Here is a 13770-nt window from a genome sequence, read left to right as displayed (position 1 = left end):
CATTTGCTCGCTCCCGCCACGACGGGCCCTGGTGCTATGGGGCTTGCAGTTCATCGAGTTGAACCCGCAGCATCTTCTCCAATTCCAGCATGAGCTGTTCCAGGGCCCTGATGCCGCTTTCGATCACGGCCCACTCCTCATTGCGAGAACAGGTTTGCTCCAAGGCTTCGCATTGCCCCGCCAACGAATGGGCTTGAACGATGCGGGCGGCACCCTTGATCTTGTGGGCTTGCTCAATGATGTCCGAGGGGGGCGCGTGTCGATCCCGCAGTTCGATAAGGACCTTGCGGTCGTGAAGGCTGCTGCTCAGCAGCTCCTCCAGCAAGCGTCGACTCAACTGTGGATCACCGCCGGTCAGCGCTTCCAGGCATTCGAGGTCCAGCCGTTGGGGCACGGTTTCAGGGGCGATATGTGCCAGTTGGCGCTCTAATACGGTAAGGCTGATGGGTTTGAACAGGCAGTCATCCATGCCGGCTTGCACGCATCGTTGCCTTTCCTCCGGCTGGGCGTTGGCGGTAAAACCCAGTACCACGCAGGGCACCAATTGTTCGCGTTGCTCATATTCACGGATTGAACGACTCAGTTCGTAGCCATTCATGATGGGCATGTTGCAGTCGGCAATTACCAGGTCGAAATGCTCTTTACGCCAGGCCTGGAACCCTGCGGCTCCGTGCTCGGCAGCGATGAATTTATGCCCCAGGTAGCCCAATTGCTGGCACATCAGCAGGCGATTCGCCGGATGGTCGTCTACCACCAGTACGTTAAGCACCCGTGCGGTGGCCGGCGTTGGCGGCGTGTGTTCACCCACCGCCTGGATCGCTTGCAGGCGAGGCATGCTCAGGTTGACGTGCACCTGGGTGCCGACCATGGGCACGCTGCTCAGGCTCAATTGGCCGCCCATCATCGCGCACAGGCTGCGGCAGATCACCAGACCCAGGCCCGCGCCACTGCGCGCCAGTTGCCCTGAGTTGTCCGCCTGGGCAAAGGGTTCGAACAGGCGTTGTTGGTCATCCCGGCTGATGCCGATGCCGGTGTCTTCCACCACCAGTTTCAGCTCGATCTGCTCCGGGGCCTGGGTAGGCTGCAGCTCGACCTTGATCTTGACCTGCCCTTGTTCGGTGAACTTGATCGCGTTGCTCACAAGGTTCGATAGCACCTGCTTGAAGCGCAGCGGGTCTATCAGCACCTCGATATCGTTCAGGTCGGGTTTGAACTCCAGCAGCAGGCTGAGGGTTTTCTGCCGTGCGAGACCGTCGAAGACGCGCACCACTGATTCAATTACCTCCCGCAGGTTGACGCGCTCCGGCGCCAGGCTGAGGCGGCCGGACTCGATACGCGCGATGTCGAGAATGTCACCGATCAGCTCCAGCAGGTCTCTGGCCGAGTTGTACGCCACCTCGATCGCCGGACGGTCAAGGTGTCCTTGGTCGGCGCGCTTGAGCGTCAGTTCGAGCATGCCGATCACAGCGTTCATCGGGGTACGAATCTCGTGGCTCATGGTAGCCAGGAACGTGCTCTTGGCGCGGTTGGCTTCGTCGGCGCGCTCCTTGGCAGCGCGTAGTTCATCGAATAGCTGGCGTCGGTCACTGATATCGATCCAGCCACCGATGATGCCCTGGACTTCACCCGTAGAGTCGCGGTAGGGAAGGATCCAGTGATAGATGGTCAGTTTCTTGTCGTGGATATGCAGGCTGCGATCGAGGATCAGCGGATTACCCTCGGCCACCACACGCAGATAGTCAGCATGATACTGGGCTGCCTCCGACGCCAGCGCCATGGTCATCTGGGTCACGCTTTTGCCGATCACCTCTTCGCGCTTGACGTCGAACACCTGCAGGTAGCTGTCGTTACAGGTCTGCAACAACCCATTGCGGTCGCGCACGTAGATCGGATGGGGCGTCTCATTGACCAGTGCACGCATGAACTCGAACTGATCGTTGAGGGCACGTTCGGCCATTTTTCGATGCTTGATCTGGCGACGCATGTAGGCGTTCCAGGCTAGGGATATCAACAGCAACAGCCCGGTGCCGATGATGATTCGCGCGATCAGTTGATGGTAATTACGCCAGTAGCTGTCCGATGCGGCGGTGTAGCCACGCCAGCGACTGTTGATTACGCCCATTTCATCCGGGGCAATGCTGAGCAGCGCCTTGTCGAGTATCGAGCTCAACTCCGTGGCTTGGCGCGAGGTAGCAAGAGAGAAGGTCGCTGGGGTCGTGCCGATGCTGGCGCTTATTTGCAATTTATCCTGGAAGACCTGGGATGACAGGAAATAGTTGGCGATCACCAAGGTATTCACTGCCCCATCCACTTGTCCCTGTGCTAGCAGCTCCGATGCTCTGAACGTATCACTGGTTTCCACCAGTTGAACCTGCGGGAAGTCTTTGCTCAAGGTCGCGGCCAGTGGGTTGCCTCGGGTGATTGCCAGACGCTTTCCTGCCATCTGCTCCATGTTCGAGGGGGCACCTTGCTCTCTGCGTGTCAACAATACATAGGAGTTTTCCAGGTAGGGGCGGCTGAAATTAAGCTGCGAATCTCGTTCGTTGCTGGGCACGATGGCACCGATCATATCGACTTTCTGGGTCGCGACCTGGTCGATCATCGCGCTGACATCGCGCCCGCGCTGCACCGAAAAACGCAGGCCGGTGCGCAAGCGAATCAACTCCAGCAAGTCGGCGGTGATGCCGCGAAAGTTGCCGTCTGCATCGAAGAACGTCAGGGGCGCGAAAGTTTCGTTGACGACCACGGTGACCACCGGATGCTCTTTGAGCCAGCGCTCTTCGCGCTGGGTCAGTTGCAGCTTCTTGTCGGTCAGCAGGATGTCGCTGCCGGCGCTCCAGCGCTTGGCAATACTGTCCCTTTCGTTGATGGGCACTGAGGCCAGGGCTGAATCGACAATGCTGAGGAGCATCCGGTTGTCCTGGCGCGTGGCAAAACTGAAACCATAAGCTTCATGTTTGCCGAAGTTGGCCATGCGAATGTTCTTGAGATAGCCCTTGTTGATCATGTAATGGGTGGAAATGGTGTCACCGAGAAACACATCCGCCTGGTCGAAGGCCACTGCATTCAAGGCATTCTGATAGGACGGGTAGGCGCGGATGCTCGCCTTGGGGTACAGCTTCTCCACCTCATTGAGCGGCAGGTAGTGATAGACAAGGCTCAGGCGCAGCCCATCGAGGCCTTCGCTGAGGCTGCGGGTTTCTCCCTCGCGCGTGACCAGCACCGGCTGGTCCACGGCATAAGGTTCGGAGAGGATAAGATTTGGCGTCGCAGCTTCAAACCCGTTTGAGGAGCCCAGCAGGTCAATTTCCCCGTCTTCCAGGGCGCGAATGGCCGCCGCTCGGGAGGGGTAGCGCATCACATTGATTGGCAGGGAGAGTGCCTTGGCCAGTAATCCTGCGTAGTCGGCGGTAAGGCCTTCGTAGTCATGGCCGCTGGAAGTGAGGTCGAAGGGCGGGTAATCAGGTGTGGATGTCCCCAGCGTGAGTTCACGTTTGTTCTGCAGCCACTGGCGCTGGGCCTTGTCAAAATGAGTGTCCAGTTGAACAGCTCCCGCACGACTCAAGAGGGTGAAACGTTCCGGGCTGGTTTGGTGCTCCGCCAGCACGGTAGTGCTGAAGTACAAACCGGCACTTAATATAATCAGATAGTCCTTTATACGCCTGGGCATCCGCTTTCTCACACTAGCGCGTTTCGTTTTGCCATCTCGATGAGTTCTACCAAGGATTTGGCTTTGAGTTTCTGCATGAGTCTCTTTTTATAAGTACTGACCGTCTTGTTGCTTAAAAACATACCTTTGGCAATTTCCTTGTTAGTGCGACCTTGCGCAAAAAGTTGCAGGACCATCAACTCTCGGTCATTAACTGACTTGAACAGTTCCAGCTCCTGGACATCCATGCCTTCGGCTCCGGGGCCACTCAATGCCTGGCTGGGGAAGTAGTTGTAGCCGGACAGGACAGCGCGAATGGCGCTCAGCAATTCGCTCAGGTCACCCTCCTTGCACACGTAGCCTTCGGCGCCCGAGCGCATGCACCGCGTAGCAAATAGCGTCGGGCACTGGGCCGTGAGCACCAGGGTCTTCATTGAGGTGTTCATGGCATTGAATCGGCAGAGCACCTCGAGACCGTCGAGTTTCGGGATGCTGATATCCAGAATCACCAAGTCTGGAAGGCACTCACGGACCATTTGTATGGCATCGCACCCGTTGTCTGTTTCGCCGACGACCTTGTAACCTTCGTGCTCCAGCAACATTCGAATAGCAAGCCGGATAACGGGGTGGTCATCGATAATAAAAACTGAGTTCATAATCACATTCCATGCAGGTGCAAATAAAGCGGGCACATTAGCTCAGAAGATAAGGGCACGGCATGAAGCGCACGAGCAGTAGATGCAAAACAGGAAAGTTCCTACAATTAAAAAGGTATGCGCCTACAAGTTGATGGGTAGTCGTGACAGAGCATGTGAGCGTTTCGAACGCAATCGTGGCATGGTGATAGGCTTGAATTTTTACGGCGGGCTTCGTAGCGTATTTCGTCGAAGAAGATGTTTAAAGTCCTACGTAGGGGGGGTAAAAGTTAAGCCGATTAACTTTTCAAGTTCGTCCTTGTTCAACGGTTTTGATAAATAGCCAAGAAGCGGAAGACTTCGTTGCGAGGCTTGTTTTGTCAGGCTCATCAGTTCTGGCGTGGGTAGCCCGCTTAACAGAATAGCGCTGGTAATGAAGCGCCGACGGCTGGCGATTTCCACTAGTTCAAGTCCGGGCAGGTCGGGCAGGCATTGGTCGCACAACATCAGGTCAAAGGGATGTTCGGACTGGCTCATTGTGCGTATGGCCTGCTCTGCGTTTTCCACCGCAGTCAGTTGATCGAAGCCGAAGCTGTTGAGCAGGCATTGGGTGGCCAGAAGTTGAAACGGGTGATCCTCCACCAAAAGAATACGAAGAGAGTATCTGGGCATAGAAAGCACACAGTGAGGCAAGCGTCGATGGGGGCAGTAGAATTGCTCGGTCGGTTGGGAACGCGTGATTATTCTTCGGATGCTTGTACGAATTCGATCAGTCCGCTCTGTTCCCATCGTAGGGCAATTCGTTTCAGGGAACAGGCGGTCGGATGCAAGCGTTACTGAGGGCTGGAACGCCCAGTCATTTCCCGTGCCATTTCGGTGGCGTAGCTGTCGGTCATACCGGCAATGAAGTCGATCATTCGCAGGAACGAGGCGTGCAGTGGCCAGGCGGGGTCCGGCGCGCTGTTGCCCAGCAAATCGAGAATGCGCCGATTCTTGAACGACGGTGTTCGCCCGCCATGTTGTTCAAGGGCCGCGCCGCAGAACGCGTTCAGCAGGATTTCCAAGGTGGTGTAAGCGCCGATTTCATGCAATGTCTTGCGCTTGTCCTGGAAAATTTTCTTGCGCGCCATGTCTTTGGCATCCAGCACGCAGCGCTTTGCCGGGCCGTGCATATGCTCCACCAGGTCTCCCTGCAGCGTGCCGGCCAGCAGGGCGTCCTGCTGTTCGACAAACGCCTGCGCAGCCGCATTGGTCAGGTGCTCGATGGCTTTGCCACGCAGGATCGCCAGCTTGCGTCGGCGAGAGTCCAATGGGCCCAGCTGGCGATAGGTTTGTGGCAGGTCATCACCGACCAGGTCGAGCAACAACGACTCCACTTCGCTGTACTGCAGAAGCTCCATTTCCAGGCCATCTTCCAGATCGATCAACGCGTAGCAGATGTCGTCGGCTGCCTCCATCAGGTAGACGAGCGGGTGACGCGCCCACCGTTGTTCCTCTAACTGGGGCAAGCCAAGCTTGTGGGCGATCTGCTCAAGAATTGGCAACTCGCTCTGGTAACAGCCGAACTTGTGTTTCTTGTAGCCCAGCGAGTCGGCGTGACGGGCAGTCCAGGGGTATTTGAGGTACGTGCCCAAGGTGGCGTAGGTCAGCCGCGTGCCGCCGTCGAACTGGTGGTATTCAAGTTGGGTGAGTACCCGAAAGCCCTGGGCATTGCCTTCGAAGTTAAGGAAGTCATTGCGTTCGGCGCTGCTCATGCCATCCAGCCAACCTCGCCCGGCGGCCTGTTGGAACCAGTGGCGAATGGCGTCTTCGCCGGAATGCCCGAATGGCGGGTTGCCGATGTCATGGGCCAGGCAGGCCGATTGCACCACCATGCCCAGGTCGCTGGGGTCGCACCAGTCGGGCAGGGCGCTGCGCAGGGTTTCGCCCACGCGCATGCCGAGTGAGCGCCCCACGCAGCTGACTTCCAGGGAGTGGGTCAAGCGTGTGTGGATATGGTCGTTGCTCGAAACCGGATGCACTTGGGTCTTGCGTCCCAGGCGCCGGAACGCGCCGGAGAAAATAATGCGGTCGTGATCTTTGTGGAAGGGGCTGCGGCCCAGTTCTTCAGGGCTGTGCAGGGGTTTTCCAAGACGTTCGCGGGTTAGCAGGGTGGGCCAATCCAAGGCGCAGGCTCTCCGTAGTGTGAATGACAGTTCCAGCTTCCCGGTTCGGCCTTCAAGGGCAGGCGAATCCAGCGGTCGGCCGCGTCGGTATCAATTAACAGGCAGCGCAAAAAACCGCAATGACCAGCAGGTGTCTGGTCATTGCGGTCATCGGCTAACGAGGGTCAGCTTTTGCGCGAAGAGCCTTGCATGGCCAACTTGATCAGGGGGATCAAGCCGGCACCCAGCCGCACCAGGCGCGTGATGCTGCTGATACTGCCGCCCTTGGCGCCCTTGCCGGTAAAGAAGCCCATCAGCGTAACCGCCGCCACGCCCCACAACGGCGCGTGCTTGATGCCCAGGCTGTCCTGCCAGTTGTGGCGCATGTTGCGCATTTTGTGCAGGGGCGCCATGAGTTGTTGGGACTCATGACGGATTTCCTGGCGGTGCATTTCCATGCGCAGGCGAATCAAGGCTTTGCGCATTTCCCGGCGAGAAGTATTTTGCGGGATCTCAGTCATGCTCATGGCAGCAGGCGCTCCCGGTCATTGGCCAGTTCTTCGAGCGTGGCGTGGAAGGGCGTGGACTCATCGAATACCGCCGCCTTCAAGCGCACACCGCAGAACGCAGCGGCCAGGCTGTAGAACACGCAGAGGCAGATGATGCCGGTCAGGCGATAGCCCGTGTCCCACACCAGGATCATCACCAGCGTCGACAACCCCACCAGCAACAGCAGGGCAAACACCAACGCCAGGCCGGCAAACAGCAAAAGGCTGACGGTACGGGCCTTTTGCTCTTGTAATTCAATGCCGAACAACTCGACATGACTGTGCAGCAAGCCCAGCACAGCTGCGCCCAGGCGTCGGGAAGTTGAACCGCTTGCTGAGGAATGTGCGCTCGTGGATGAGCTGGATTCGCCGATAGACATGGTTAGCGCCTTGTAGCCAATAGACCGATCAAAAAGCCTACGCCGGCAGCAATGCCGACTGACTGCCATGGGTTGGCTTGCACGTAGTCTTCGGTGGCGGTGATTGCCGCCTGGCCGCGCTCGCGCAATGAGTCTTCGGTCAGTTGCAGGGTCTCGCGGGCCTTGAGCAGGCTCTCGTGGATCTTGGTGCGCAACTCGTCAGCCTGGTCACCGGCCAGCACGGCAGTGTCGTCCAGCAGCTTTTCGGTATCGCTGACCAGGGTTTGAAAATCCTCCATCAGTATCTCTTGAGCAGTCTTTGCTGTTTTACCGGCCATGGTTATCTCCGTGGGTAGCTGATCTGTACGTGTGGTTTCGAGTCGCGGCGTTCGCTGAAGGTTCATTGCAATTGTGTGGTACAGCTTTTGCTTTGCCTTGGTGCGCAGGCCTTGGAGCCTGCGCTGAATCCGGGCGGTCGAGGTGAAAACCTTGGAAAACCTTACCCTAAATCACTTAATTTCGCGGAAAAACCCTTTCGGCAACGGCCTGTTGTGTTGATCGCTGCGCTAAAGCGGTTCACGCCCTCTGAAGAAAGGCGGAGCCGGCGGTGCCAATTTAGTGCGCTAAACCCTGGCTTGAACCGCTTTGGTGCTTTTTGCCTTGATGCAGGCCTGCCAACCTCCATGGAAAACTTGCAAAGCGCGGTGGACACCCTCGTCCACAGCTCCAATACCTTGTTCATTCTGATTGGCGCGGTCATGGTGCTGGCCATGCACGCCGGCTTTGCCTTCCTTGAAGTTGGCACGGTACGGCAGAAGAACCAAGTCAACGCCTTGTCGAAAATCCTCAGTGATTTCGCGATTTCAACGCTGGCCTATTTCTTTATAGGCTATTGGATCTCCTACGGGGTGAGCTTCCTGCAACCGGCCGCGGTGATCAGCGCCGATCATGGCTACGGCCTGGTGAAGTTTTTCTTCCTGCTGACGTTTGCCGCGGCGATTCCGGCAATTATTTCCGGCGGGATTGCCGAGCGTGCGAAGTTTGCCCCGCAACTGTGTGCCACCGCGCTGATCGTGGCGTTTATCTACCCGTTCTTCGAAGGCCTGGTATGGAACGGCAACCTTGGCCTGCAAGCATGGCTGCTCGCAACCTTTGGCGCCAGCTTCCACGACTTTGCCGGTTCCGTGGTTGTTCACGCCATGGGCGGCTGGCTGGCGCTGGCGGCGGTGTTGCTGCTGGGCCCGCGCAATGGGCGTTATCGTGAAGGGCGCTTGGTGGCGTTTGCGCCGTCGAGCATTCCTTTCCTGGCGCTGGGCTCGTGGATTCTGATCGTGGGCTGGTTCGGCTTTAACGTGATGAGCGCGCAAACCCTCAATGGCGTCAGTGGTCTGGTGGCCGTCAATTCGCTGATGGCCATGGTCGGCGGCACCGTGGCTGCCCTGGTAATTGGCCGTAACGATCCCGGTTTTCTGCACAACGGTCCTTTGGCCGGGTTGGTGGCAATCTGCGCCGGTTCCGACCTGATGCATCCGGTGGGCGCGCTGGTCACGGGCGTGGTCGCTGGTGGCTTGTTCGTATGGTGCTTCATCGCTGCCCAGGCGCGCTGGAAGATCGACGACGTGCTGGGCGTGTGGCCGTTGCATGGCTTGTGTGGCGTGTGGGGTGGCATTGCCTGCGGCATCTTTGGGCAGGCGGCCCTGGGTGGGCTGGGCGGCGTGAGCCTGATCAGCCAGTTGATCGGCACCGGGCTGGGCGTGGCGGTAGCGTTTGGCGGCGGCTTGCTGGTGTACGGCGTGATCAAGCGTGTGCAAGGGCTGCGCTTGAGCCAGGAACAGGAGTATTACGGTGCGGACCTGTCGATCCACAAGATCGGGGCGGTCAGTCAGGACTGATCGGCGCTTCTTCGTCAGTGTGTGGCGGTGGGTAGAAACCGTGCAGCAGGCGATAGTGGTTGCGCCGTACTTCGTTCACTCGCGCCTGCACCTGTTGGTCCGGCAGGCCCAGCAGGATCAGGGCGTGGGAGGCGAGCATCAGGCTCGACTCCAGCAACTCGGGCACCACCTCGCTGGCGCCCGCGGCCTTGAGTTCAGCCAACTGGCTGTCATCGCGTGTGCGCACCAGGATCGGCACGTCTGGGTTGATCTGCCGCGCCTCCTTGAGCACCACCAGGGCGACATCGCTGTTGTCCACCGCGATCACCGCCAACCGCGCCCGTTCCAGGCCGACGGCGCTGAGCAATGCACCACGGCGGCAGTCGCCGTAATGCACACTGCTGTCCTCGGTGGCGGCTTCCTGCACCCGTTCGGGGTCATCATCCAGGGCGATAAACGCCTCTTGTTCGCGGCGCATAAAGCGCCCGATGGACTGGCCTACCCGGCCATACCCGCAAATCACCACGTGTCCGTGCAATTGAGCGTTGAGCGCGGTGATGTGTTCCAGTTGCACTTGCTGGTTGGGCTTGCGATGCAGGCGCAGCGCGATGGCCGGTGCCGCACGTAACAGCAGCGGTGTCAGCAGCATCGAGCAGAAGGTGGCAGCCAGTAGCAGGCCGTTGAACTCATCGGGAATCAACCGGCTCTGCTGCATCTGCGCCATCAGCGCAAAACAGAACTCGCCGCCCTGGGCCAGCGCCAGACCGCTGCGCCAGGCTGTTTCGGTGTCACTGTTACGCCACTTGACCAGCGCCGCGACGACGCTGCCTTTGACCAGCATCAGCGTGAGCGTCAGGCCGAGGATCAACAGGCTGTGGCTGACGAACAACTGCAGATCGATGAGCATGCCGATGCTGACAAAAAACAGCCCCAGCAGGATGTCGCGAAACGGGCGGATATCGGCTTCGATCTGGTGTCGGTAATGACTTTCCCCCAGCAGCATGCCGGCCAGGAATGCACCGAGGGCAGGGGACAGGCCCAGCAGGTGGGTGAGCCAGGCGGTGAGCAAGACAATCACCAGCGCCAGCAGCACAAACAGTTCCGCCGAATGAGACGCGGCGACTTCACGGAACAGGCGTGGCAGCAACCAGCGGCTGGCGAACAACAGGCCCACGAACAGCACCACGGTCTTGCCCAAGGTCAGCGGCAGCGCCCAGTACCAGGCTTGGTCGCTGCTGCCGGCAAATACCGGTACCAATGTCAGCAGCAACACCGCTACGACATCCTGGAACAGCAACACGCCGATCGCATTCTGCCCATGACTGCTGAAGACTTCACCCAGGCTGGTCAACTCCTTGCTGACAATGGCGGTGGACGATAACGCCAGCCCTGCGCCCAGTAACAACGCGACGCCAGGTGCGAGGCCAAAGCTCATCAATAACGCGCCCAGCAATGCCCCGCACCCCAGCACTTGCAGGCTGCCCAGGCCAAATACCACGCTGCGCAGCGCCAACATTCTCGACAGGGAAAACTCAAGCCCCAGGGAAAACAGCAGGAACACCACACCCATCTCGGCCAGGTCCGGCAGGTCTTCGTTGTCATTGACCCAGTCCAGCGCGGTGGGGCCCACTGCCAGGCCTACGCACAGGTAGCCCAGCACGGGCGGCAGCTGCAGCCGGCGAAACAGTGCAATCACCACCAAGGATGAGGCCAGAATAATCAGCAGGTTGGCGAACACAGGCATCTCCGTTGCAGGGCGAGCGGCAAAAAGCCGCAAGAATCGCTGAATCAGTTATAGGCCATGGTGATCTGGATCAGGCTTTTTGCACCGTAGGAGCGAGCTTGCTCGCGAAAAACGTCAACGATAACGCGGGGTTCCTGAGTGAACGCGGCGCGCGGGAGTTTTTCGCGAGCAAGCTCGCTCCTACAGGGGCTTGTTGGGATTAGAATGGACGTTCGTTTCTTGTTCGAGTCCTTTCATCATGCTTCCTGAATGCCAGCTGTTCGGCACCCTGGGTTGCCATCTGTGTGAGATTGCCGAAGCCGAAGTCATGCCGCTCGTCGAGCACGGGTTGTTGGTGGAGTTGGTGGATATCGCCGATCCGGAGGACCTGACAGACGTCTACGGCCTGCGGATTCCGGTGCTTCGCCGCACGGACACCGGGGCGGAACTGGACTGGCCGTTCGACACCGCGCAGGTGGTTACCTTCCTGCGCTGAGATTTATGCGATGGCGGCTTTCCAAATATTAAGTTACTGTATATTCGTACAGCGATTGAATAGAGGGAACGCCCGTGGTGAATGTTGAACAACTTAAAAGCAGCGTCAATCGCATGTCCGCCGATGTGGTGCGTGACGCGGTGAACGAACTGCGCCTCGATGGCCTGGTCACGGAAGGCAAGACGCCGTTTAACAAAGTGCATTTCAACACCTGCTTCGCGGAAATCGAGGCGCTGTTCCAGCGCGCCGGTTATCACAAGCAGCTGGATGTGGTGGGTTATCAGGGCTTGCTCTACGCGTTGTATGACCCGGGTCGTTGGGAAGCGGTGGACGTGCTGCGCTGGCTCAAGGAATTCACCGAGGCGGCAAGCGCCTCGCCAGTGCTGCGAGCTCAACTGGCCAAGGCCTGAGATAGGCCCTAGGCAATCGCGCGCCATGGGCGATAATGCCCGCCTGTTTTCCAGGCTTTGAGCGTCGGCATGTCCACTTCCATTTTTTCCCCCTCCCAGCACCAAGCCAGCACCCTGTACTTGCCGCCGGGCTCCTGGGTGACGGTGCTCGATTGCCTGTGCGCACACTTTCCGGCCATCGGCCGCGAACAATGGTTGGACCGCATTGCCCGCGGCCGGGTGCTGGATGTCAATGGCAGCCCGATCAGCCTGGGCCTGGGCTACAAGGAAGGCTTGTGCATCTATTACTTTCGCGAAGTGCCCAACGAGAAAGTGATTCCGGTGCTGGAAAACATCCTGTACGCGGATGAGCACCTGGTGGTGGCGGACAAACCGCATTTCCTGCCAGTGACACCCGCTGGCGAATACGTCGAGCACACCTTGTTGCGACGCTTGATCCGGCGCCTGGACAATCCCGCCCTGGTGCCCCTGCATCGCATCGACCGACATACGGCGGGGTTGGTGCTGTTCTCCGCCAACCCGCACAGCCGTTCGGCCTATCAGCAATTGTTTCCCACGCGACGTATCGACAAATTCTATGAAGCCATCGCTCCGGCCTTGCCGCACCTCAGCTTCCCGTTGGTGCACAAAAGCCGTTTGGTGGATGGCGAACCTTTCTTTCGCATGCAGGAAGGGCCGGGTGCCAGCAACACCGAGACGGCGGTAGAGGTGCGCGAGAAAAACGCTGATCTATGGCGCTACGGCCTGTTCCCGGTGACCGGCAAGAAGCACCAGCTGCGCGTGCATATGACGGCGCTCGGGGCGAGCATCTGTAATGACCCGTTCTACCCCGAAGTGATCAAGGATGCCGAGGACGATTACGCCAAGCCACTCAAGCTACTGGCCCAGGGCGTGCGCTTTATCGACCCGGTAAGCGGTGAACAACGCAGCTTTCGCAGCCAGATCACCCTGGACTGGTAAACCCCAGGAACAACAAGGCCCGCGCTAGGCGGGCCTTGTGTGCAAGCGCTGAGGCTTACAGGTCTTTAACGGTGCGAACCTGATCTTTATTGATACGGGTGTGCTTGCCGTCCAGTTGTTCGAATTCGTAGAAGCCCGAATCTTCATCGTACTTCGGGGTGTCGACGGCCTGGATTTCGCGACCGTCATTCAGGGTGATCACTGTTGGCGAAGCGCAACCGGCGAGGGTGGCGAGGCCCAGTGCAAGCATGAGAGCGGCGATGGTCCGTTGAGTCATGAGTTTGTCTCCGAGAGAATACTTTTAAATTGCTGACCTTGTGACGTACGGGACGCCGGCAAAGTTCCTTGTGCAGGGTTCATTCTGACATGCCAGCCCCGGGGTGCAACAGCTCGGGCGTATTAAGATTGGCCAGGCGCGGGTCATCGGCCGGACATTCCAGCGCCACGGCACCCAGTTGCAGCCACAGCTTGCGCGGGCTGCGCTCCCCCGCTTGCCACGCCTGTTCCACCTGGTTTTTCAGGCGAGTGGGGATGACGCACAGCAAGGGTTCCCAGAAGTCACCCTGGCGCACCATCACCGGTAGCTGCCGATTGCGTCGTGCGGTCGCACGCAGGTCGGCGAGCAGTCGCGCATCGATCTGCGGCACATCGCAAGGCAATATCAGCAGATGCTCATGGCGTGCGGCGAAGAGTCCTGCACGGATACCTGCCAGCGGGCCGGGGAAGCCCGGGTTGTCATCGCTCACCTGTTGGTCGGCATAGAGCGCGTAGCGTTCATGGTTGCGGTTGCACGAGATGATCAGGTCATCGGTGAGCGGCCGGGCCAACTGGTGCAGGTGGGCGATCAAGGGCTGACCTTGCCATTCCAGCAGCCCTTTGTCCTGCCCGCCCATGCGTTGGCCGCGACCACCGGCCAGCAACAGGATCGAACACGGCAGGGAAGAAAATTCAAACGTCATGGTGGTTGCGCTGCGG

The 13770-nt window shown here is 59.0% G+C and carries 14 protein-coding genes; 4 read left to right on the top strand and 10 right to left on the bottom strand.

The annotated features are described in order from the left end of the window. Window positions 1-34: 34 nt before the first annotated feature. From JFT58_RS16510 to JFT58_RS16480, 7 genes are all read right to left on the bottom strand, one after another. Complete coding sequence (locus JFT58_RS16510) at window positions 35-3670, bottom strand: transporter substrate-binding domain-containing protein (protein ID WP_034127159.1); 3636 nt, start codon at window positions 3668-3670, stop codon at window positions 35-37. Between the two features lie 8 nt (window positions 3671-3678). Next, window positions 3679-4305, bottom strand: coding sequence for a response regulator transcription factor (locus tag JFT58_RS16505; protein WP_034127160.1), 627 nt, complete (start codon window positions 4303-4305; stop codon window positions 3679-3681). A 249-nt stretch (window positions 4306-4554) separates the two neighbouring features. Next, window positions 4555-4956: a response regulator gene (locus tag JFT58_RS16500; RefSeq protein ID WP_034127161.1), complete on the bottom strand. Its 402-nt coding sequence runs from the start codon at window positions 4954-4956 to the stop codon at window positions 4555-4557. 161 nt (window positions 4957-5117) lie between these two features. Continuing rightward, a complete protein-coding gene (locus JFT58_RS16495; RefSeq protein WP_034127162.1) occupies window positions 5118-6449 on the bottom strand; it encodes a deoxyguanosinetriphosphate triphosphohydrolase in 1332 nt (443 codons plus the stop codon). Between the two features lie 164 nt (window positions 6450-6613). Beyond that, the gene (locus JFT58_RS16490) at window positions 6614-6955 is read right to left on the bottom strand and encodes a hypothetical protein (RefSeq protein WP_034127163.1); all 342 of its coding nucleotides are present in this window, start codon (window positions 6953-6955) and stop codon (window positions 6614-6616) included. Then, the gene (locus tag JFT58_RS16485) at window positions 6952-7356 is read right to left on the bottom strand and encodes a phage holin family protein (protein WP_005786473.1); all 405 of its coding nucleotides are present in this window, start codon (window positions 7354-7356) and stop codon (window positions 6952-6954) included. Before JFT58_RS16485 ends, JFT58_RS16490 begins: the two co-directional genes overlap by 4 nt. A gap of 2 nt (window positions 7357-7358) precedes the next feature. Beyond that, window positions 7359-7673: a DUF883 family protein gene (locus JFT58_RS16480; protein ID WP_003189926.1), complete on the bottom strand. Its 315-nt coding sequence runs from the start codon at window positions 7671-7673 to the stop codon at window positions 7359-7361. Between the two features lie 345 nt (window positions 7674-8018). Between JFT58_RS16480 and JFT58_RS16475 the strand changes: the two genes are divergently transcribed. After that, complete coding sequence (locus JFT58_RS16475) at window positions 8019-9227, top strand: ammonium transporter (protein ID WP_054897892.1); 1209 nt, start codon at window positions 8019-8021, stop codon at window positions 9225-9227. Here the strand turns inward: JFT58_RS16475 and JFT58_RS16470 are convergent. Next, on the bottom strand, window positions 9214-10950 hold the full coding sequence (locus tag JFT58_RS16470) for a cation:proton antiporter (RefSeq protein ID WP_054897891.1): 1737 nt from the start codon (window positions 10948-10950) through the stop codon (window positions 9214-9216). The genes JFT58_RS16475 and JFT58_RS16470 overlap by 14 nt on opposite strands. A gap of 238 nt (window positions 10951-11188) precedes the next feature. Between JFT58_RS16470 and JFT58_RS16465 the strand changes: the two genes are divergently transcribed. The 3 genes from JFT58_RS16465 (at window position 11189) to JFT58_RS16455 (ending at window position 12795) form a co-directional block, all read left to right on the top strand. Beyond that, window positions 11189-11425 (top strand): glutaredoxin family protein, encoded by a 237-nt coding sequence (locus JFT58_RS16465; RefSeq protein ID WP_034127166.1) that lies wholly within the window; start codon window positions 11189-11191, stop codon window positions 11423-11425. 74 nt (window positions 11426-11499) lie between these two features. After that, a complete protein-coding gene (locus tag JFT58_RS16460) occupies window positions 11500-11835 on the top strand; it encodes a hypothetical protein (protein WP_003189932.1) in 336 nt (111 codons plus the stop codon). A gap of 69 nt (window positions 11836-11904) precedes the next feature. Continuing rightward, on the top strand, window positions 11905-12795 hold the full coding sequence (locus tag JFT58_RS16455; RefSeq protein WP_054897890.1) for a pseudouridine synthase: 891 nt from the start codon (window positions 11905-11907) through the stop codon (window positions 12793-12795). A 55-nt stretch (window positions 12796-12850) separates the two neighbouring features. Here JFT58_RS16455 and JFT58_RS16450 read toward each other — a convergent pair whose 3' ends face one another. Next, window positions 12851-13072, bottom strand: a complete 222-nt coding sequence (locus JFT58_RS16450) for a YgdI/YgdR family lipoprotein (protein ID WP_003189935.1) — start codon at window positions 13070-13072, stop codon at window positions 12851-12853. Between the two features lie 79 nt (window positions 13073-13151). After that, the gene (gene mobA / locus JFT58_RS16445; RefSeq protein ID WP_057976736.1) at window positions 13152-13754 is read right to left on the bottom strand and encodes a molybdenum cofactor guanylyltransferase MobA; all 603 of its coding nucleotides are present in this window, start codon (window positions 13752-13754) and stop codon (window positions 13152-13154) included. Between the last annotated feature and the right edge of the window lie 16 nt (window positions 13755-13770).

This window comes from Pseudomonas sp. MF6767 (assembly GCF_016405475.1).
Classification (GTDB): Bacteria; Pseudomonadota; Gammaproteobacteria; order Pseudomonadales; family Pseudomonadaceae; genus Aquipseudomonas; species Aquipseudomonas paracarnis.
The sequence above is the reverse complement of the archived record's forward strand: the minus strand, read 5'-3'. Positions and strand labels throughout refer to the sequence as shown.

Coding starts and splice junctions, on each gene's coding strand:
- JFT58_RS16480 (WP_003189926.1), bottom strand. CDS start 7,673: ATGGCCGGTAAAACAGCAAAGACTGCTCAAGAGATACTGATGGAGGAT.
- JFT58_RS16490 (WP_034127163.1), bottom strand. CDS start 6,955: ATGAGCATGACTGAGATCCCGCAAAATACTTCTCGCCGGGAAATGCGC.
- JFT58_RS16485 (WP_005786473.1), bottom strand. CDS start 7,356: ATGTCTATCGGCGAATCCAGCTCATCCACGAGCGCACATTCCTCAGCA.
- JFT58_RS16510 (WP_034127159.1), bottom strand. CDS start 3,670: ATGCCCAGGCGTATAAAGGACTATCTGATTATATTAAGTGCCGGTTTG.
- JFT58_RS16475 (WP_054897892.1), top strand. CDS start 8,019: ATGGAAAACTTGCAAAGCGCGGTGGACACCCTCGTCCACAGCTCCAAT.
- JFT58_RS16500 (WP_034127161.1), bottom strand. CDS start 4,956: ATGCCCAGATACTCTCTTCGTATTCTTTTGGTGGAGGATCACCCGTTT.
- JFT58_RS16505 (WP_034127160.1), bottom strand. CDS start 4,305: ATGAACTCAGTTTTTATTATCGATGACCACCCCGTTATCCGGCTTGCT.
- JFT58_RS16455 (WP_054897890.1), top strand. CDS start 11,905: ATGTCCACTTCCATTTTTTCCCCCTCCCAGCACCAAGCCAGCACCCTG.
- mobA (WP_057976736.1), bottom strand. CDS start 13,754: ATGACGTTTGAATTTTCTTCCCTGCCGTGTTCGATCCTGTTGCTGGCC.
- JFT58_RS16450 (WP_003189935.1), bottom strand. CDS start 13,072: ATGACTCAACGGACCATCGCCGCTCTCATGCTTGCACTGGGCCTCGCC.
- JFT58_RS16465 (WP_034127166.1), top strand. CDS start 11,189: ATGCTTCCTGAATGCCAGCTGTTCGGCACCCTGGGTTGCCATCTGTGT.
- JFT58_RS16470 (WP_054897891.1), bottom strand. CDS start 10,950: ATGCCTGTGTTCGCCAACCTGCTGATTATTCTGGCCTCATCCTTGGTG.